The organism is Streptomyces sp. P9-A4 (assembly GCF_036634195.1).
Taxonomy (GTDB): domain Bacteria; phylum Actinomycetota; class Actinomycetes; order Streptomycetales; family Streptomycetaceae; genus Streptomyces.
Window position 1 is genome coordinate 950,276 of sequence record NZ_JAZIFY010000001.1, and the last position, 18,598, is coordinate 968,873.

Consider the following 18,598-nt stretch of genomic DNA (forward strand, 5'->3'; position numbering starts at 1 on the left):
CGCCCGCCCGCCGGTCCTTCGCGAAGGGTCCCCGTATGAACGCGCCCGTCTCCACCTCCCCCACCCACCCGGCCGCCGCCGCCCGGCCGAAGCGGCCCCTTCCGGTGCCGGCCGAGCCCTGGCTGTTCCCCGCGCTGCGCGAGGAACTGCTCGCCAACGGCGTGACCCTGCTGACCTGTGACCGTCCCGGCCAGGAGGTGCTGAGCGTCGAGATCGTCGTGGCCGCGCCGCTCGCCCTCGAACCCCGTGACCTGGAGGGTGTCCTCGGCATCACCACCAGCGCCCTCGTCGAAGGCGTACCGGGGCTGAGTTCGCTCGACTTCATCCGGGAGCTGGAGAACTGCGGCGCGACCCTCGGGGTCGGCGCCGAGCACGCGGGCCTGCGGATCACCTTGGACGTTCCCGTCCCGCACCTCGCCCGCGCCCTGTCCCTGCTGGTCCGCGCCATGCGCGAACCGCTGCTCCCGGCCGCCTCCGTGGACCGGCTGGTCCGCTCGCGCGTCCACGCCCTGGTCCGTCACCGGACGGACCCGGAGCGTCGGGCCGCGCTGGAACTGCACGGCGCGGTCTTCGACGCCTCGGACCGGCGCAGCCGTCCCGCGCGCGGCACGGAGGAGACGGTCCGCCGGATCGACCGGGACGCGGTCGTCGCCTGCCACCGCCGGTTCCTGCGCCCCGCCGTCACCACCGTGGTGGTCGCCGGCGACCTCTCGGGGAACGGTACCGAGGCGGCACTTCGCCGGGTCCTGTCCACGTGGGAGGGCGAGCCCGGGACGCTGCCGGAGCCGCCCGCCCCTCCCGTGAGGGACGACCCGGCGGTGATCGTGGTCGACCGGCCAGGGGCCGTCCAGACCCGGCTGGTCCTCGGCCGCGCGGCGACCGCGCGCACGGCGCCCGGCTGGGACGCGCTGCTCATCGGGAACCACAGTCTCGGCGGCTCGGTCAACGCCCGCCTCGACCGGGAACTGCGGGAGGCCAAGGGGTACACGTACGGCTTCCACAGCCGGCTGCTCGCGGTCGTGGGGCATTCGCTCGCGGTGGTGACCGGTGCGGTGGAGACCTCGGTGACGGGTGAGGCGCTCGGTGACATCCGGCGCATCCTGCGGGAGGTGGCCGAGCACGGGATCAGCGCGCGCGAGCGCTCGGCGGCGGTCGCGCAGATCGTCGACGCCGCGCCGCTGCGCTATCTCAAGGCCTCCGCCGTCGCGGACGAGATCGCCATGCTGGTACTCGACGGGCGCGCGCCGGCCTCGCTGCCGGGCGCGTTCCGGCGGGCCGCGGCCGTCACCACGGAGCAGGCCTCGGCGGCGCTGCGGGAGGCGTTCGCGCCGGACCGGCTGGTGACGGTGGCGGTCGGCGACGCCTCGCGGATCGGCGAGGCCGTCGAGGAGGCGGCGGGGTCGGCGCCCCGTACGGTCTGAGCACCGTCCTGGGAGACCCCGGACGGACGCGCGGCCGGTGCACACCGTGGCGGTGGACGGTCCGCCCGTCCCCGCGAGGTCGTGCACGACCCTTGGCCCGGGGCGGGCGCTGCCGGAGACTGAGGCGATGACGCAGCGCGTGGACCTCGCGACCGTGATGGACCGGCTCGCTCTCGACGATCTCATCACCGGCTACGCGACCGCCGTGGACGACGGCGACTGGACCGCCTACCGGGCCCTGTTCACCCCCGACGGCCGGGCCGACTACCGGGGCTCGGGCGGGATCGAGGGGTCCGCCGCCGAAGTCGTGGAGTGGCTGGCCTCGACGATGCCCCTCTTTCCCGTACGCCAGCACCTCATCGTGAACCGCCGCGTCCTGTTCCGGGAGCCGGGCGGCTATCCGCTGACCGGCGACCTGGCCGACATCGGCGCCGACTACGTGAACCCGATGCGCTTCGCCTCCGGCGAGGACTTCGTCTGCGGCGGTCGCTACGCCTTCGCCGCGCGCCGCACCGCCGACGGCTGGCGGCTCCGCTCGGTCGCCGTCGACGAACGGTGGCGGCGCGCCTGAGCCGACCGCGTCGGACCCGGCCGGCTCAGGACCCTCGGACCCGGCGGGCTCAGGTCCCCAGGGACCCGGCCGGCTCAGGACGCCTGGGTCAGCGCCTCGCTGACCACGCGCTCGCACAGTTCGTGGGTGAGCAGGGCGTCGCGCGCGCTGAGGACCCGCCCCTCGCGTACGGCGTCGAGGAAGGCCAGTACGGCCTGCTCGATACCGCGCTGACGGGCCACCGGCACCCAGTCGCCGCGCCGCCGCAGGGTCGGCTGGCCCTTGTGGTCAATGACGTCGGAGAGGTTGAGGACCTGGCGCTTGGTGTCCTGCCCCGAGACCTCCAGGATCTCCTCGGTGGAGCCGTTCATCCGGTTCATCATGCCGATGGCGGTGAATCCGTCGCCGGAGAGCTGGAGCACGACGTGGTGCATGAGCCCTTCGCGGATCCTGGCCCGCACGTCGACGTGCTCGACCTCGCCGGGGAGGAGGAACCGGAGGGTGTCGACGACGTGGATGAAGTCGTCGAGCACGAGCGTGCGCGGGTCCTCGGGCAGGCCGACCCGGTTCTTCTGGAGGAGGATCAGTTCGCGCGGGTGCTCGACGCACTGGGCGTACGAGGGGGCCAGACGCCGGTTGAAGCCGACGGCGAGGCCCACCGAACGCTTCTCCGCCAGCTCCACGATCCGCTCGGAGTCGGCGTACTCGTACGCGAGGGGCTTGTCGACGTACGTGGGAACGCCCGCTTCGATGAGCCGTTCGGCGATCTCAGCGTGGACGGCGGTCGGCGCGTGGACGAACGCGGCGTCGAGTCCGGCGGAGAGCAGCGAGTCGAGGTCGCGGTGGCGCTGCGCGGCGGGCAGGTGGAGGGTGTCGGCGACCCGGTCGAGGGTCACGGCGGTACGCGTCTGGAGGTGGAGTTCGACCCCGGGGAGCGTGGCGAGGACGGGGAGGTAGGCCTTCTGCGCGATGTCGCCGAGTCCGATGCAGCCAACCTTCACGGGGTCTCCCTTGTCGTGTCCACAGGCCCCGCTCGTGTGGGCCGTTCGCGCTGGTCAGCTTACGCGGGCCGGTCCGGGGCGACCGGCGCGCGCCGGTCCGCGCTGCCGTCGAAGGAACGGGGCAGGCGGGCGGCGGTGTACGCGGCGAGCGCGCGGCCCGGGACGGAATCGGGCGCGGAGCGCGCGTGGTGGGCGAGGACGGCGGCGGGGTCGGCGGCGCCGAAGCGGCACGCGCTCTCCCTCGTCGCCCGGTGCGAGGGCCTGATGTTCTGCTGCGCGGCCGGCTCCCTCCACTCGGCCGTGCCGAGCCGCGCGGAACTGCGCGCCGGCTTCGACGAATTGCTCCGGGGCATGCTCGGGGGCAGGTCGTCCGCGCGGCCGTGAAAGCGGTGGCGCCGCCGGTGATCCTGGGGCACGATGCCGCCCATGACCACCGAACGCACCGAACCCGTCCCCCGCGTCGACCCGTCCACCACCTCGGGTGAGCGCGAGGCACTGGAGCAGTGGCTCGACTTCCATCGCGCGACCCTCGCGACGAAGTGCGAGGGGCTCGACGACGCCCAGCTGCGCACCCCCACCGCCCCGCCCTCCGACCTGAATCTGCTGGGCCTGGTCCGGCACATGGCCGAGGTGGAGCGCGGCTGGTTCCGCAACGTCCTGGCAGGCGAGAAGGCCGAGTGGATCTACTCGACGCAGGAGGACCGCGACCGGGACATCCACGCCACGGAGGAGGACACCTACGAGGAGGCCTTCGCCACCTGGCAGGCGGAGATCGCCCACGCGCGCGCCCTGGCCGCCCCGCACGGTCTCGACGACCTCGGCGTGGGTGTGCACCGCAGCGGGGAGAGCTTCAACCTGCGCTGGATCTACCTCCACATGATCGAGGAGTACGCCCGCCACAACGGCCACGCGGACCTCCTCCGGGAGCGCATCGACGGCGCGACCGGCGACTGACCGGTCAAGGCCGGTCCCGCGAGGCCTCACCCGTGCGGGGCATTCCCCGCCGGTAGGGGCGCGAAGATCGTCGTGGGGCCACCAGAGTGACGCGGGTGCATGGAACCCGAACCACAGCGAAGATCCTGGTCGGGGCGGCCGTCGCCGCCCTCGCGGGCTGCGTCTCGGTGGACGTCCCGCCGACGGCCCCCGTCACCGCGCCCGCCGCGGAGACCGTACGCCCCGCCCAGGACGTGGCGCCGCAGATCGTCGAGGGCCCGGCCCGCGAGGCCCTCGAAGCGGCGCTCCCCGCTCCCCCGCCGTCCGCCGCGCCCCGCGCGTCGCCCACCGCCGGGCCACGCCGGCGGGCGGCTCCGCCGAAGAGCGAGGCGCCGCGCCCGGAGGCCGTACCCCGGCAGCGGGAGCGCCCGCGCCCGGCGACCCGGCCGCCGCTGCCCGAACTGCCGAGCCTGAGCGACCTGCGCAAGAAGCCACCGGTCTCACGGGCGGACGTCTGCGATCTGGGCGAGCGGTACGGCGGCTGGGGCCCCGGCAGCGACCCGTCCCGCATCTGCCACGGCACCTACGGCCACTGACGAACCGGCCCGGTCGAACCGAGCCAGAACAGACCGGCCCCGCCCAGCCGAACCGAGCCCGGACGGTCCGTCCCGGACGAACCCGCCCGGCCGGACGAGCTCAGGGCCGGCCCCGCCCGAAGCCGGATCCGGTCCGCCCCCTCACTCCCCCCTGAGCCGCAGCTCCAGTCGCTCGATCGCCGCCCTGACCCCGTTGCCGTAGCCGTCGTCGTCCAGGTGGTCCGAGGCCGTGCGGGCCCGGTCGAGGTGGGTCCGTGCGGCGTCGGGCCGCTGGAGCTTCAGATAGTCGGCGGCGAGGTTGAGGTGGAGCGAGGGGTACAGCGCGCGGAGCGCCGCCGTCGAGTCATGGGCGGCGAGCCGCTCCTCCGCCAGTCCCTCGGCGGCGCTCAGGGCCCGCAGGTCCCAGGCCAGCTCCGTGTCGGGGTCGTCCTGCGCGTCCGCCATGTAGTGGGCGAGGGTGCAGCGGTGGAGGGGGTCCCCGTCCGGGCCGATCTGCTGCCACAGCAGCCCGAAGCGGTTGCGGGCCTCCTCACGGTCGCCGCCGTGGAGCAGCATCATGGCCTGCCCGATCCTGGTCATGACCCCGTCGTCCGACACCTGCTGCTGCTCGGTCACCGCGACCTCCACCGCCTCACCCACTGGGAGTGCCGACGCTAGCCGCACCCGCCCCCGATCGGGCCGAGGCTCAGCCGAGGTCCGGGACGCGCCAGTCGATCGGCTCGTGTCCCTGTGCCGCGACGGCCGCGTCGATCTGGGTGAACGGCTGCGATCCGAAGAACTTCTTCGCGGAGAGCGGCGAGGGGTGGGCGCCCTTCACGACCACGTGCCGCTCCTCGTCGATGAGCGGCAGCTTCTTCTGGGCGTAGTTGCCCCAGAGGACGAAGACGGCGGGGTCGGGCCGCGAGGCGACGGCGGTGATCACCGCGTCGGTGAACTTCTCCCAGCCCTTGCCCTTGTGCGAGTTCGCCTCGCCGGAGCGGACCGTCAGCACGGCGTTGAGCAGGAGGACGCCCTGCTCGGCCCAGGGCATCAGATAGCCGTTGTCCGGGATCGGGTGGCCGAGCTCGGCCTGCATCTCCTTGTAGATGTTCCGCAGGGAGGGCGGGGTCTTGACCCCGGGCCGGACGGAGAAGCAGAGGCCGTGCCCCTGCCCCTCGCCGTGGTACGGGTCCTGACCGAGGATCAGGACCTTGACCTTGTCGTACGGCGTGGCGTCGAGGGCGGCGAAGACCTCGTCCTTCGGGGGGAAGACCGGTCCCTTGGCCCGCTCCTCCTCGACGAACTCGGTGAGCTGCGCGAAGTAGGGCTTGCGCAGTTCCTCGCCGAGAACGCCCCGCCAGGACTCGGGCAGCATGCTGGTGTCGGTCACGGTCAACAACCTCCGGTGGACGTTCCTGTCTACGTCCCAGAACCTACCGGGGGCCACTGACAGTGGCCCCCGCAGGCCGTCTACCAGCTGGCCCGGCGCTCCAGCTCCCAGAGCTGCATGACCGTCTGCGGGTCGAGCGCGCGCTCGCCGCCGCCGATGTCCTCACGGGCCGCGAGGTACAGCTTGCCCTGCCACAGCGGCAGCAGCCGGACGTCCTGGACCATGATCTCCTGGGCCTCCACGAACTCGTTCGTGACGCCCCCCCGGTCGCTCTCGCGACGGGACTTCGGGATCAGCACGTCAGTGATCCTGGGGCTCACGTACGGGGTGCCGAGGACGTTCTCCTTGCCCATGAAGGGCGCGACGAAGTTGTCCGGGTCCGGGAAGTCGGGGAACCAGCCGCGGCCGAAGACCGGGTACTCGCCCTTCTGGAAGCCCGCCGTGAACTCCTTCCAGGGCTTTCCGTGCAGGGTGATCTTGAAGAGGCCGGACTCCTCGAGCTGCCGCTTGAGCTCGGCGAACTCGGCGGCCGTGGAGGAGCCGTACCGGTCCGTCGTGTACCAGAAGGTCAGCTCGACGGGATCGGTGATGTCGGCGTCGCGGAGGATCTCCTTGGCCTTGGCGGCGTCGGGCGAACCGAAGCGGTCGAAGAACTTGGTGGTGTGGGCGGCGATGCCCTTGGGCACCATCGAGTACAGGGGCTCGGCGGTGCCCTGGTAGACCCTGTTGACCAGTTCGTCGCGGTCGACGAGCTGGGCGATGGCCTTGCGGACGGCGAGCTTGGCGACCGAGGGGTCCTGGGTGTTGAAGACCAGGTAGCGGATGTCCGCGCCCGTCGACTCGACGAGCTGGAGGCCCTTGTTCTCGGGCTTGTCGTCCTGGAGCGCGACGACCTCCTCGGCGGTGAGGCCGCGGTAGGTGGCGTCGATCTCGCTCTTCTTGAGCGCGGCGACCATCGCGTCGGACTGGTCGTAGTACCGGATGGTCACGCCGCCGTTCTTGCGGTCGGCGAACCCCTTGTACGTCGGGTTCTTCGTCAGCTCCGCCGTCTTGCGCTCGGAGTAGGAGTCGAGGACGTACGGTCCCGAGCCGGTGATCTTGCCGTCCTTGCGGAGGGCGTTGGCCGGGTAGTCGGCCGGGTCCACGAGGGACATCGCCGGGGTGGCCAGGATGAACGGGAACGTGGCGTCCGACTTGTTGAGCCGGAAGACGACGGTACGGTCGCCGACGGTCTCGATCTTGTCGAGGGAGCCGAGCATCCCGTTGGGGCCGCCCTTGAAGTTGATCGTGCGGATGCGCTCGATCGAGTACTGCACGGCCTTGGCGTCCAGCTTGTGCCCGTTGGAGAACACGAGGCCCTCCAGGAGCTTGCATTCGAAGACCCGGCTCGAGGTGTCGGTGAACTTGCAGTCGGCGGCGTCCGACTGTGGAGTCGTACTTCCCGTCGGGAAACTCACCAGGGTCTGGAAGACATTCCGGAAGAGCTCCCAGGAATTGTCCCAGGCGGCGGCCGGGTCAAGCGTGGTGGGAGAACTCGTCGTACCGATGACGATTCTCTGATCCCCGGCGGAATCACTGTCCGAGAAGACACTGCATCCGGTTACCAGGGATATGGACACAAGGGCTGCAGCGGCCTGCAGACTGGTCCGGTTGAACACGTGCACGCTCCTCGTTCGGCCGGGGGTCGGCCGACGATACCGCAGCACCCCGTCAGGTCAATCGTCGAGCCCGACGGGGCACTTGAGTCATTCGACGTATAACCGGGCCCAATCCGGACACTGTTTCCGGAAAGTGTCCGGTTATCGGTCACCCCACTCCGGCGTTCAGGAAAATCCCGCCGTCGACGACGAGCGTCTGGCCGGTGATCCACTCCGACTGCGAGGAGGTCAGGAACGCCGCAGCGCCACCGATGTCCTCGGGCTCGCCGAGCCGGCCGAGCGGATAGGAGGCGGCCGCCTCCGCTTCCCGGCCCTCGTAGAGCGCCTGGGCGAATTTCGTCTTGACGACGGCGGGCGCGATGGCGTTGACCCGCACGAGCGGCGCGAATTCATGCGCCAGCTGAAGGGTCAGATTGACCATCGCGGCCTTGCTCATTCCGTACGCACCGATGAAAGGCGAGGCGGAGACGCCGGCGATCGAGGCGATGTTCACGATCGCGCCGCCGTGTTCCTTCTGCCAGGCGTGCCAGCTGCGCTGGGCGAAACCGAGCGCCGAGACCACGTTCGTCTCGAAGACCTTCCGGGCCACCCCGAGGTCCAGGTCCGCGATGGGGCCGAAGACCGGATTCGTCCCGGCGTTGTTGACCAGGAAGTCGAGACGGCCGAAGCCGTCCATCGCCGCCTCGACGGCGGCGGCCTGGTGGACCTCGTCGTGGGCCTTGCCGGGGACGGCGATCGCCCGGTCGGCCCCGAGGCGCTCGACGGCCTCCTTGAGGGCCTCCTCGCCGCGTCCGGTGATGACGACCCGGTCGCCGCGCGCGACGAGCGCCTCGGCGATCCCGTAGCCGATGCCCCGGCTCGCGCCGGTGACGAGGGCGACCTTGCCGGACAGCTCCGGCCGTGCCTGTGCGGTCATGTCTGCCGTGCTCCTCTCGCTGCCGGGCGTCAGTTGAGCGGGCCGCCGGCCACGTACATGACCTGACCGGAGACGAAGCCGGCGTCGTCGCCCGCAAAGAAGGCGATCGCGTTCGCGACGTCCTCGGGGCGGCCGACCCGCTGCACCGGGATCATGGAGGCGGCGGCGGCCTGGAACTCCTCGAAGCCCATGCCCACGCGCTCGGCTGTCTGCGCGGTCATCTCGGTGACGATGAAGCCCGGGGCGACGGCGTTGGCGGTGATGCCGAACTTGCCGAGCTCCTTGGCGAGCGTCTTGGTCAGACCCTGCAGACCGGCCTTCACGGCCGAGTAGTTCGCCTGGCCCCGGTTGCCGAGGGCCGAGGAGGAGGAGAGCGAGACGATCCGGCCGAAGCCCGCGTCCACCATGTGCTTCTGGCAGGCCTTCGCCATCAGGAAGGCACCCTTGAGGTGCACGTTCATGACGAGGTCCCAGTCGGACTCGGACATCTTGAAGAGCAGGTTGTCGCGGAGCACGCCCGCGTTGTTGACGAGGATCGTCGGCGCGCCGAGTTCGGCGGCGACGCGCGCGACGGCGGCCTCCACCTGGGCGCTGTCGGAGACGTCGCAGCCGACCGCGAGGGCGGTGCCGCCCGCGGCGGTGATCTTCTCGACGGTGTCCTTGCAGGCCGCCTCGTCGAGGTCGAGTACGGCGACGGCGCGGCCCTCGGCCGCGAGGCGCAGCGCGGTGGCGGCGCCGATTCCCCGTGCGGCACCCGTGACGACGGCTACGCGCTGCTCGGTGGTGGACATGCTTGGTTCTCCTCGCCCTTGGATCGTCCCTGGTCGCGGCCGAACCGGTCACCCGCTCCTGCGTCCCGCACATGAGCGACCGCTTAGTATCGTCCGCAGAACGAGACGCTAGAAGCACGGGCACCCGGTGTCAACGGCCCACCGGGTGCACCTGGTCACTCCCCGTCCCCGGGCGCGTGCGCTCAGCGCACCAGCAGGTCGAGGAGCCGCTCCACCTCGGCCTCGGGATCGGCGGTGAGGCCCGTGTGCACGGGGCCGGGCTGGACGACCGTGGAGCGCGGGGCGATGAGCCAGCGGAAGCGGCGCCCGGCGTCGTCACCGGCGGCCTGGCCGGCGGCGTCACCCCCGAGGCAGACCCCCTCGACGGCGCGCAGCGCGGCCCGGACACCGGTCACGTCGGCCGCCGGGTCCAGAACCGAGAGCTTCGCCTCGTCCAGATGGGTCCGGGCGGCCACGTAGGACCGGGCGCGGCAGTAGACGACCACTCCGGCGTTGAAGCACTCACCGCGCTCGACCCGGGGCACCACGCGCAGCAGCGCGTACTCGAAGACGTCGCGGTCGGTCACGGGGTGCTGTCCTTCTCGGTGGTGTGCGGCCGGGGCGCGAGGCGCTCGGCGAGCCAGCCGGGCGGCTGCTGGGGCCGGTTCTCGGTACGCGGTCCGAGCGTGATCCGCTCGTGGATGGTGGCGGCGCGCGGGAGCAGCGCCTCGACGTAGGCGGCGCGCACCTCGTCGGTGCTCGCGAACCCGGGCTCGTCGACGAGCCACTCGTCGGGCACGTCGGCAGCAACCTCGTCGAGGAGTTCGCGGGTGACGAGCGGCGCGAGCTCGGCGGCGGCCGCGGCCACGTCCGGTGCGAAGCGGGCGAGGACGTGGTCGGAGGCGTCGTACGGCTTGGCCGCGGAGGCCTGGGCACCGGGCCAGTTGTGGTGCCAGATCATGGTGGCGCCGTGGTCGATGAGCCACAGGTCGCCGTGCCAGACGAGCATGTTCGGGTTCCGCCAGGACCGGTCGACGTTGTTGATGACCGCGTCGAACCAGACGACCCGGCCGGCCTCGACCGGGTCCACCTCGTACGCCAGCGGGTCGAAGCCCAGCGAACCGGGCAGGAAGTCCATGCCCAGGTTGAGCCCGCCGCTCGCCTTCAGCAGCTCCTGCACCTCCTGGTCGGGCTCGGAGAGCCCGATGACCGGGTCGAGCTGGATGGTCACCAGCTCCGGCACCCGCAGGCCGAGCCTCCGGCCGAGCTGCCCGCAGATGACCTCGGCGACCAGCGTCTTGCGCCCCTGCCCGGCGCCGGTGAACTTCATGACGTATGTGCCGTAATCGTCCGCCTCGACGATCCCGGGGAGCGAGCCGCCCTCACGCAGGGGCGTGACATAGCGGGTCGCGACTACCTCTGTGAGCACTTTCCCAGGCCACCCATCTCTTCCATGGAAGGTGCATCGTAACCGAGGGTGATCACGGGCGAGGTGGACCCGAACCACGACCGGCGGCGCCCCTCGCCGGAGGCGGGACGGACCCGAAACTCCCCCGGCGGCGCCCGTCGCCGGGCAGCCGGCAGCCAGATCGGGCGCGAGCCCGGAACTGAGGCGCGTGGGCGCTCCGATCACCAGGCCGTCGCACATGCCGTCCGCGAACCGCTCGGCGTACGCGGGGTCCCACGGCTCGCCGGTCACGAACATCTCGGACCGTCCGCCGCGCCGGCGGGTGATCTTCACACCGGCTACCCCGGGGAGATGTGCACGCCGTCGAGGGCCCGTTGGGAGCCGCGGTCCGACTTCTCCGCCATCTGCCCCGGCACGGCCCGCGGTTCGGCCTTCGGCACGAACCTCTGCGCGGCTCCCGGAACGGAACCCGGCGCGCCTTTCGGGTCCTTCTTCGGCCCGTTCCCCTTGTCCTGACCCTGACCCTGACCCTGACCCTGCCCCTGCCCCAGACCCGGGTACGACGGCACGGGGTCGTGCCCGTGCTCGTCGCAGGGCGTGTCCTTCGGAGGCTCGCCCTTCCCCTTCGCCCCGGGCTTGCCCTTGGCCTTGCCCTCCGCCTTCTTCCCCACCCCGTACGCGCGGCACGCAGGCTCCCACCCGTCGGCCGGGGGCGACCCGGGCCGCCCCGCCGGACTCGCCGGAACGGGCTTCGCCTCGGGCGGAGTCGTACCGCCGGACGGCCGGACGGTCCCCCCGTCGAACGCGGGAACGGGCGTCGCCGGTACGGGAGCGGGCTCCTCGTCGAAGCGGCGGGGCAGGTCCACGGCGGCGATGGCCACGCCGCCGAGCGTCACGCTCGCGAGGAGCGCGGCGAGGCTCGTCCTCAGGGAGCGCCGACGGAACCGTCGTACGCCACCGGGGGCCCAGTCGTCGCGGCGGCGCGTCCGCCGGGTCCCGTGCAGGCCTGCGTCACGCGCCGCACGGAAGGCGGCGAGCGCACCCTCCTCACCCCCGAGGCCGCCGCGCCCACCGAGGTCACCGAGGTCACCGAGGTCACCGAGGTCACCGAGATCACCAAGGCCCCCGCCCGGCCCCGCGCCCGTGATGTCGCCGGCCCCGTCCGCCCGGCGACTCCGATCGGCACCATCCACCCGATCGGTCCCCTCGGCTCTCCGGGTCCCCCCGTCGGCCGTGGCCTCCCCCGTCCCGCCCCGGTCGCCGCGCAGCGCGGCCCGCAGCGCCTGCTCCAGGCCGTCGTGCCCGCGCTCGTCGGACGTCATCCCGTCACCTCCCTCTTCCCCCGAGTTCCCGGGCCAGCCGCTTCAGACCCCGGTGCGCGGCGGACCGTACCGCACCGGGACGCTTGCCCAGAACCCGGGCGGCGGTCGGACCGTCGAGACCGACGACGACCCGGAGCAGCACGGCCTCGGCCTGTTCGCGCGGCAGGCCCATGACCAGCGCGACCGCCTGCTCGGTCGAGAGGGCCTCCAACGCCTCCCCCGCGGTGTCGGCGGGGGAGGGAAATTCGAGTTCGTCGGGTACGAGCAGGGCCGGGCGGGGCCGTGACCGCGCCCTGCGCAGGTGGTCGAGGGCCCGGTGCCTGGCTATGGTCGCGGTCCAGCCCCGGAACCCCACGCCGTCGCCCCGGAAGCGGCCGAGGTCGCGGGCTATCTCGAGCCACGCCTCGGAGGCGACGTCCTCGGCGTCCTCCCCGACGATGCCCCGGAGGTAGCCGAGAAGTCCCGGGTAGACGGCCCGATAGGCGTGGGCGAACGCCTCCTCGTCGCCCTCCTGGGCCCGTGCGACGGCCGAGGCGAGTTCCACGTCGCGCGCGGTGGTGGGCGTGTGCCCCGTCCCCTCGTCCACGCGATCCTCTTCACAGCCCGTGCGTTCGTCGACCTCCGGTCGCCACCGCGTACCGGAACACGGTCATCCTGTCAGACAGTCAACATCTGCCCGCCACACGTCCGTCAGGTGCGCAGACCCTCCGTGTGCGGGTACGCGGCGGGCGCCGCCCGTGCAGGGTGAGGAAGTACGTCTGCAGGGACTCCCCCGGTCCGATCTCGAAGCGGTTCACCGTCCGGCCGAGCGGGTTCCACACCCGGCCGTCCGGCATCCGCGAGCCGACGGGGTGGGTGAAGACGGTGCGGAGCAGATGGTCCGGCGGGAGATCCACCCAGACCGCCCCGGCCTCGCGGACCAGTACCTCGCCGACGTACGCGCCGATCGCCAGCAGCGGTCCCGCGACCTCCTCGCGGCCCGCGCCGCCGCGTCTCAGTCCGTCGACGAGCCGGTCGACGACGCGGAGACTCTCCGCGGTGTAGTCCAACGGAAGCCGTGCCCTCGCGGTGGCGCGCTCCACGAACGCGGCTGCGTGACCTTCCATTTCGGCCGCGGACACCGTCAGGTTCTCGCACTCCATACGTGATCACCTTCCTCTTCGTAGCGGCGTCGTTCGCCGGATGATCAAGCGGATGCGGGGCCCGGGACATCACGGCAGGAGCGAGTGACGCTGGTCACAGGGCCGGGGGCGTAAGCCCGATGACGGCCCCTGCCGTCGATACGACACCCCCTAGGGTGAGGGGGTGCCTTCGCGATCCCTCCTGACCAGCGCCTCCCTCGACGACACGGCTCTCCTCACGCACACCGAGCAGGGCCGTGCCTGGCCGCTCCTGGTGTGGGTGCCGGGGCCGGGCGTGCGGATGGTGTCGAGCGCGGTGCTCGGCGGAGGCATCGGCACGCGCGCGTGGGTACTCAACGCCCAGGTCCCGCCCGGCTACGACCGTCTCGACCCGGTCGCCCATCTGCGTGAACTGGCCGCCGGGGCGGGGCTCGAAGGTACGGGCGTGGGCCTGATGACGGCGGCCTCCGTCGCGGACCGCCGCCACGCGGTGGACGGCGGGGTGCGGGCCGTGGTGACCGCCGGGATCGGGGTACGGGGCTGGGCGGCCGCCCCCGGGACCGGCGGTGTCATGGTGCCGCGTCCCGGCACGATCAACATCATCGTGTCGCTGCCCGTACCCCTCACGGACGCCGCCCTCGTCAACGCGGTCGCCACCGCCACCGAGGCCAAGGTGCAGGCCCTGGTCGAGCTGGGCGCCGACGCCTCCGGCACGCCCACGGACGCGGTGTGCGTGGCCGCGCCCACGGCCGCCCCGGGCACCGCCGCCGAGCCCTTCGCGGGACCCCGCTCCCTGTGGGGTGCCCGTCTGGCCCGCGCGGTCCACACGGCGACCCGGGCGGCCTGCGCGGGACTGCTCGCCGCCTGAGGCGGGCCGCTCACGTCCTCGGCCGCGGATCAACTCATGGGCGGCGCCTCAGCCGTGGGAGAGCAGGGCGGCCGTGAGTTCGGCGGCGCGGCGGTGCCAGAGGTGGGCTCCGCGCAGCATGGCGTGCCCTCCCGTGGGCATCGGGATGCCCGCCGCGTCCGCACCCGCCGCTCGCGCCCTGCGGACGAAGGCCCAGGAGGCGCGGGCCGAGGTCACTCGGTCGGCCTCGTCGTGGAGCAGGTAGAGGCGCCGGCCTCCGAGGTGGTCCACGGGCTCGTCGGTGGGGCACCAGGGCGCGAGGGCGACGACGCCCCGGACGGCGGGAGCGCCGGCGGCGCGGAGGGCGGCGCGACCGCCCATGGAGTGGCCGAGGAGGACGACGGGCACGGGCCCGGCCAGTTCACGCAGGCGCAGGAGCGCGGCCTCGGCGTCCCGGGCGGCGTCGGCGCTCGCGCCGTTCCAGCCCCGGTGGCGGTAGCGGACCTCGGCGATGAGGACGCCCCGCCCCCGCACGGCGCGGGAGACGGCGGCGGCGAAGGGCCGCATCCGCAGCGCGGGGAGGTTGAGGGCGGGCGGCGGCTCGGGGCCGTCGGCCCGGCCACCGTGCAGCAGCAGGACGGCCGCGGCCGGTGCGGCGGCCTCGGCGGGCGCGCTGCGGACGAGGAGGGTGTCGGGGTCGGCACGCCGGGTGCGGCACAGCGTCATCGGGCGCCCGTCCCGCTCCGGCGCCGCCGGGGTGGTCGCGGGCGGGGGCACCTGCTCGGGTGGGCCGTGTGTCCGGGCCGCTGCGCCATGGAGGCCTCCAGGAGTCGCTTGCCGCTTCCCCGGTCGAGCGGTCCGCTCACGTGTGGGGGGAGGCGGCAGTGAGGCCCGCAGTCTGCCAGGTCGAGGTGGCGATCCGGTACGGACCCCGAACTGCAGGGCTCCCGAAGTACGCATCCTGCGAACGGGACACGGCTCACGGCCGTACCGTCGGGTGCCGACACACCAGTGCACCGAGGGAAGAGGGGCAGTACATGAGTGGAGTGGCACGCCGGACGGTGGTCGCGGCGGCGGGAGGCGCGGGCCTGGCGGCGGCGCTCACCGCGTGCGGGGGCGGCGGCGCCGACGACAAGGACCCGGCCGCGCGGGGCGGCACGCTCGCGCGTACCGGGGACATCCCGGTGGGCGGCGGGAAGGTCCTCGCCGACAAGGGCCTGGTGATCACCCAGCCGAGGGCCGGCGAGTTCAAGGCCTTCTCCTCCAAGTGCACCCACGCGGGCTGCGCCGTGAGCGACGTCAAGGACGGCGTCATCGTCTGCCCGTGCCACCAGAGCCACTTCGACGTGTCGGACGGCAGCGTGAAGTCCGGCCCGGCGACCGCGCCACTGCCGCCGGAGCCGATCCAGGTGGTGGGCGAGGAGATCAGCCTCGGGTGACGGCGCCCCCCGCACCTCCCGCGCTGCCCGCGCTCCCTGCGCGCCGGGGCGCCTTCCAGCAGGCGAGCACCTCGTCGGTCGTGGCGATCGTGGCGACGAGCGCGAGGGTGTGACGGATCATCGCGGGGGTGTAGTCGGCCGGCACCCCCGCGATGGCGTCCCCGGGGACGACCACCGTGTAGCCGAGGTTCACCGCGTCGAAGACGGCGTTGGGCACGGCCACGTTGGCCGAGACGCCGGTGACGATCAGGGTCCGGCAGCCCAGGTTGCGGAGCAGTGCGTCGACATCGGTCCCGGCGAGCGGCGAGAGCCCGTGCAGGCGCCGTACGACGAGGTCCTCGTCCGCGACCTGGATCGGTTCGGCGATCCGTACCGCCGTGCTGCCGCTGTGCTGCTGCACGGGCAGCCGTGCGGCGGCCCGGAACAGCCGGGCGTTGCTGTTGGCGCCGCGTCCGTCGGGGCGCCGTTCCGCGACGGCGTGGATCACCTGGACGTCGGCCTCGTGGGCGGCGGCCACGAGCCGGGCGACGTTCCCCAACGCTCCCGACGCGCGGGCGACGGCGGCCAGTTCGGGCAGTGCGCTGTCCGGGCCGACGACTCCCTGCTGGCACTCGACGGTGAGCAGTGCGACCCCGCCGTCCGGCCGTATCCACTCTCCGAGCCGTTCTCTCGCACTCTGTCCCATGGCTCTCCCCTTGCACGCGCGCGAATGGCCCCCCATGCTTTCTGACGTCTCATCAGAAATCCAGAAGGGTGCGGACGATGACCGTCGCACAGCGCCGTGGACGCCGGATCATGATGACCCCGGCCGAGCTCGACTCCTTCCTCGCCGAACAGCGCACCTGCCGGGTCGCGACCGTCTCCGCCGACGGCCGCCCGCATGTGAGCGCGTTGTGGTTCGCCTGGGACGGCTCCTCCCTGTGGCTGTACTCCCTGACCCGCAGCCGGCGTTGGGCGGAGCTGCGCGCCGACCCGAGGATCGCCGTCGTGGTGGACGACGGCGAGGAGTACGGGGAGCTGCGCGGGGCGGAGCTCTCGGGCACGGTCGACTTCGTCGGCGAGGCACCCCGCACGGGCGAGCCGTGCCCCGAACTCGACGTGATCGAGCGGCTCTTCGCCGCCAAGAACTTCGGCCTCGACGCGATGCCGCACGACGGCCGGCACGCCTGGATGCGGCTGACACCGGACGCGGTCGCGTCCTGGGACTTCCGCAAGCTGGGGTGACCCCGGGCCGCGCCCGGAAGGTCCCAGCACGTCAGCTCGCCAGTGGCTCCGCCGCCGTCCGCAGCGCCGACACCACGGCCCGTACGGAAGGGCGGCGCCCGGCGTCGGCGCGCCAGGTGGCGTGGATGTGCCGCCGCACCTGCTGCCGTACGGGCACGAACACCACACCGTCCGGCACCGGCCGGCCGAGCCGGGGCGTCACGCACACCCCGAGCCCGGCGGCGACGAGCGCGAGCTGCGTGTGGTGCTCGCCCGCCAGGTGCCCGATGCGGGGCTCGATGCCCTGGGAGCGCAGGGTGAACATCAGCCAGTCGTGGCAGAACTCACCCTCGGGCCAGGACACCCACTCCTCGTCGGCGAAGTCCACCAGGTCCACCGCTTCCCGCCCCGCGAGCCGGTGCCCGGCGGGCAGGGCGACATCGGCGGAGTCGTCGAGGAGATGGGCGCGCTCCAGACCGCCCGGCACCGGCGCCCGCTTGTTGCTCCAGTCCAGGACGATCGCGAGGTCCGCGTCGCCGCGCAGCACCGCGCGCACGCCCTGCTCCGGTTCCAGTTCCGCCGTACGGACCCGGAGGTCGGGATGGCCCGCGCGCAGGGCGGCGAGCGCGGCCGGGAAGAGTCCCCGGGCCGCCGTCGGGAAGGCCGCGGCGCGCACCTCGCCCACCACCTGGCCGCGCTGGGCCTCGATGTCGGCCTGGGCCAGCTGGACCTGGGAGAGGATGCGGGCGGCGTGCTCGGCGAGCAGCAGCCCGGCGTCGGTGAGGCGGACGCCCCGCCCGTTCTTGGCGAGCAGCTGCTGCCCCACCTCGCGCTCCAGCTTGGACAGCTGCTGGGAGACGGCCGAGGTGGTGACGTGCAGCCCGTCGGCCGCCCCGCTGACCGAACCGTGCCGGGCGAAGGCGTCGAGGGTGCGCAGGCGCTCCAGGTTCAACATGTAAGCGATGCTAAGGGAAGGGGTCGAGGAATTCTCGCTTATTCTAAGAGATCGCGGCCGTCACCCTGAGTGTCATGAGCCCCGCAGCCCCATCCCTCCCGTCCCCCGCCCGCACCTCACGCCTGCTCGACTGGCGCGTCAGGTTCGGCGTCCTGGCCCTCATCTGGGGCTTCAGCTTCGTCTTCATCAAGGTCGGCACGGAGGGCTTCGCCCCCTTCCAGGTCACCTTCGGACGACTCCTGTTCGGTACGGCGGTGCTGGCCGTAGCGCTGGCCGTGAAGCGCGACCGGCTGCCGCGCGGCGCCCGCGTCTGGGGCCACCTGACGGTCGCGGCCTTCCTCCTCAACGCCCTGCCGTTCTCGCTCTTCGCGTACGCGGAACTGACGATCCCCTCGACCCTGGCGGGCATCTGCAACGCGACGACCCCCCTGTGGGGCATGCTGCTCTCCCTCGTCGCGCTCTCCGAGGACCGCCCGACCCGGGTCCGCGCGGCCGGGCTCGGCATCGGCTTCATGGGCGTGCTCACCGTCCTCGGCGCCTGGCAGGGCTTCTCCGGGCTCGACGTGACGGGTACGGCCCTGGCACTGCTCGCCTCGTTCAGTTACGCGGTCGGCTGGATCTACGTCCGCAGGACCCTCAGCGGCAGCGGCGTCTCGAACCTCTCGCTGGCCACGTCGCAGGTGGGGCTCGCGACGCTGCAACTGGCCGTGGTCACACCGCTGTTCACTTCGGTCCCGACCTCGGTGGAGCTGCTGCCGCTGCTCGCCGTGATCGCGCTCGGCGCGCTCGGCACCGGCTACGCGATGCTGCTCCAGTACGGCGTGGTCGCGGAGGTCGGCCCGACGACGGCCTCCATGGTCACGTACTTCATCCCGGTGATCGCCACGACGGCGGGCGTCGCGCTCCTGGACGAGGGCCTGACCTGGAACACCCCGGTCGGAGCGGTCGTGGTCCTGGCGGGCGCGGCCCTCACCCAGACCCGCACCTCCCGGCGCAGCGCCGGGAATCCGCCCCAGGGGGACCCGGCCGCCGTCACGCCACAGCCCCCGGCACCCCAGGAGCCCCGGCCCGCCTCCCTCTGACCACGGC

The 18,598-nt window shown here is 72.9% G+C and carries 22 protein-coding genes and 1 pseudogene; 9 read left to right on the plus strand and 14 right to left on the minus strand.

Going from position 1 to position 18,598, the window contains the following annotated elements; genetic code table 11:
- Window positions 1-35 precede the first annotated feature (35 nt).
- Together V4Y03_RS04180 and V4Y03_RS04185 are read left to right on the plus strand one after the other, a co-directional pair.
- Window positions 36-1,421, plus strand: a complete 1,386-nt coding sequence (locus V4Y03_RS04180; protein WP_332434041.1) for a M16 family metallopeptidase — start codon at window positions 36-38, stop codon at window positions 1,419-1,421.
- A 127-nt stretch (window positions 1,422-1,548) separates the two neighbouring features.
- Window positions 1,549-1,992 (plus strand): nuclear transport factor 2 family protein, encoded by a 444-nt coding sequence (locus V4Y03_RS04185; protein ID WP_332434042.1) that lies wholly within the window; start codon window positions 1,549-1,551, stop codon window positions 1,990-1,992.
- A gap of 74 nt (window positions 1,993-2,066) precedes the next feature.
- Here V4Y03_RS04185 and V4Y03_RS04190 read toward each other — a convergent pair whose 3' ends face one another.
- Window positions 2,067-2,972 carry a Gfo/Idh/MocA family protein gene (locus tag V4Y03_RS04190; RefSeq protein ID WP_332434043.1) on the minus strand — a complete coding sequence of 302 codons (906 nt, stop codon included), beginning with the start codon at window positions 2,970-2,972 and terminating at the stop codon, window positions 2,067-2,069.
- 201 nt (window positions 2,973-3,173) lie between these two features.
- Between V4Y03_RS04190 and V4Y03_RS04195 the strand changes: the two are divergent.
- The 3 genes and pseudogenes from V4Y03_RS04195 to V4Y03_RS04205 all read left to right on the plus strand — a co-directional run.
- Window positions 3,174-3,356: pseudogene (locus V4Y03_RS04195) on the plus strand (TetR/AcrR family transcriptional regulator); the annotation flags it as partial.
- 42 nt (window positions 3,357-3,398) lie between these two features.
- Window positions 3,399-3,926, plus strand: a complete 528-nt coding sequence (locus V4Y03_RS04200; protein ID WP_332434044.1) for a DinB family protein — start codon at window positions 3,399-3,401, stop codon at window positions 3,924-3,926.
- A gap of 95 nt (window positions 3,927-4,021) precedes the next feature.
- Window positions 4,022-4,501, plus strand: coding sequence for a hypothetical protein (locus V4Y03_RS04205; RefSeq protein WP_332434045.1), 480 nt, complete (start codon window positions 4,022-4,024; stop codon window positions 4,499-4,501).
- A 141-nt stretch (window positions 4,502-4,642) separates the two neighbouring features.
- Here V4Y03_RS04205 and V4Y03_RS04210 read toward each other — a convergent pair whose 3' ends face one another.
- The 10 genes from V4Y03_RS04210 to V4Y03_RS04255 all read right to left on the minus strand — a co-directional run bounded on the left by V4Y03_RS04210 (window position 4,643) and on the right by V4Y03_RS04255 (window position 13,086).
- Window positions 4,643-5,116, minus strand: coding sequence for a hypothetical protein (locus V4Y03_RS04210; RefSeq protein ID WP_317875941.1), 474 nt, complete (start codon window positions 5,114-5,116; stop codon window positions 4,643-4,645).
- A gap of 70 nt (window positions 5,117-5,186) precedes the next feature.
- Window positions 5,187-5,870 (minus strand): uracil-DNA glycosylase, encoded by a 684-nt coding sequence (gene ung, locus V4Y03_RS04215; RefSeq protein ID WP_317875942.1) that lies wholly within the window; start codon window positions 5,868-5,870, stop codon window positions 5,187-5,189.
- Window positions 5,871-5,950: 80 nt separating this feature from the next.
- Window positions 5,951-7,528 carry an ABC transporter substrate-binding protein gene (locus V4Y03_RS04220; RefSeq protein WP_317875943.1) on the minus strand — a complete coding sequence of 526 codons (1,578 nt, stop codon included), beginning with the start codon at window positions 7,526-7,528 and terminating at the stop codon, window positions 5,951-5,953.
- A gap of 148 nt (window positions 7,529-7,676) precedes the next feature.
- Window positions 7,677-8,444, minus strand: a complete 768-nt coding sequence (locus tag V4Y03_RS04225; RefSeq protein ID WP_317875944.1) for an SDR family oxidoreductase — start codon at window positions 8,442-8,444, stop codon at window positions 7,677-7,679.
- Window positions 8,445-8,473: 29 nt separating this feature from the next.
- On the minus strand, window positions 8,474-9,235 hold the full coding sequence (fabG, locus tag V4Y03_RS04230; protein ID WP_056555413.1) for a 3-oxoacyl-ACP reductase FabG: 762 nt from the start codon (window positions 9,233-9,235) through the stop codon (window positions 8,474-8,476).
- 182 nt (window positions 9,236-9,417) lie between these two features.
- Window positions 9,418-9,801 carry a DUF3037 domain-containing protein gene (locus V4Y03_RS04235; RefSeq protein WP_073902014.1) on the minus strand — a complete coding sequence of 128 codons (384 nt, stop codon included), beginning with the start codon at window positions 9,799-9,801 and terminating at the stop codon, window positions 9,418-9,420.
- On the minus strand, window positions 9,798-10,643 hold the full coding sequence (locus V4Y03_RS04240; protein WP_317875946.1) for a HipA family kinase: 846 nt from the start codon (window positions 10,641-10,643) through the stop codon (window positions 9,798-9,800). The genes V4Y03_RS04235 and V4Y03_RS04240 overlap by 4 nt, the downstream gene beginning before the upstream one ends.
- Before the next feature lie 317 nt (window positions 10,644-10,960).
- Window positions 10,961-11,944 (minus strand): hypothetical protein, encoded by a 984-nt coding sequence (locus V4Y03_RS04245; protein WP_332434046.1) that lies wholly within the window; start codon window positions 11,942-11,944, stop codon window positions 10,961-10,963.
- A gap of 4 nt (window positions 11,945-11,948) precedes the next feature.
- Window positions 11,949-12,530, minus strand: a complete 582-nt coding sequence (locus V4Y03_RS04250; RefSeq protein WP_332434047.1) for an RNA polymerase sigma factor — start codon at window positions 12,528-12,530, stop codon at window positions 11,949-11,951.
- 79 nt (window positions 12,531-12,609) lie between these two features.
- Window positions 12,610-13,086, minus strand: a complete 477-nt coding sequence (locus tag V4Y03_RS04255) for a hypothetical protein (RefSeq protein WP_317875949.1) — start codon at window positions 13,084-13,086, stop codon at window positions 12,610-12,612.
- Window positions 13,087-13,249: 163 nt separating this feature from the next.
- Between V4Y03_RS04255 and V4Y03_RS04260 the strand changes: the two genes are divergently transcribed.
- Complete coding sequence (locus tag V4Y03_RS04260; RefSeq protein ID WP_332434048.1) at window positions 13,250-13,933, plus strand: adenosylcobinamide amidohydrolase; 684 nt, start codon at window positions 13,250-13,252, stop codon at window positions 13,931-13,933.
- Window positions 13,934-13,981: 48 nt separating this feature from the next.
- On the opposite strand, the gene V4Y03_RS04265 is transcribed toward V4Y03_RS04260, so the two are convergent.
- Window positions 13,982-14,689 (minus strand): alpha/beta fold hydrolase, encoded by a 708-nt coding sequence (locus tag V4Y03_RS04265; protein ID WP_332434049.1) that lies wholly within the window; start codon window positions 14,687-14,689, stop codon window positions 13,982-13,984.
- 260 nt (window positions 14,690-14,949) lie between these two features.
- Between V4Y03_RS04265 and V4Y03_RS04270 the strand changes: the two genes are divergently transcribed.
- Entirely contained in the window at window positions 14,950-15,351 is a 402-nt protein-coding gene (locus V4Y03_RS04270) for a Rieske (2Fe-2S) protein (protein WP_332434050.1), read from the plus strand.
- Here the strand turns inward: V4Y03_RS04270 and V4Y03_RS04275 are convergent.
- Complete coding sequence (locus V4Y03_RS04275) at window positions 15,338-16,036, minus strand: cysteine hydrolase (RefSeq protein WP_332434051.1); 699 nt, start codon at window positions 16,034-16,036, stop codon at window positions 15,338-15,340. The genes V4Y03_RS04270 and V4Y03_RS04275 overlap by 14 nt on opposite strands.
- A gap of 77 nt (window positions 16,037-16,113) precedes the next feature.
- Between V4Y03_RS04275 and V4Y03_RS04280 the strand changes: the two genes are divergently transcribed.
- Window positions 16,114-16,575, plus strand: coding sequence for a pyridoxamine 5'-phosphate oxidase family protein (locus V4Y03_RS04280; RefSeq protein WP_332434052.1), 462 nt, complete (start codon window positions 16,114-16,116; stop codon window positions 16,573-16,575).
- 31 nt (window positions 16,576-16,606) lie between these two features.
- Here V4Y03_RS04280 and V4Y03_RS04285 read toward each other — a convergent pair whose 3' ends face one another.
- Complete coding sequence (locus V4Y03_RS04285) at window positions 16,607-17,509, minus strand: LysR family transcriptional regulator (protein ID WP_317878458.1); 903 nt, start codon at window positions 17,507-17,509, stop codon at window positions 16,607-16,609.
- Between the two features lie 74 nt (window positions 17,510-17,583).
- Here V4Y03_RS04285 and V4Y03_RS04290 point away from each other — a divergent pair, with 74 nt between their 5' ends.
- Window positions 17,584-18,591: a DMT family transporter gene (locus V4Y03_RS04290; RefSeq protein WP_332434053.1), complete on the plus strand. Its 1,008-nt coding sequence runs from the start codon at window positions 17,584-17,586 to the stop codon at window positions 18,589-18,591.
- Window positions 18,592-18,598 lie beyond the last annotated feature (7 nt).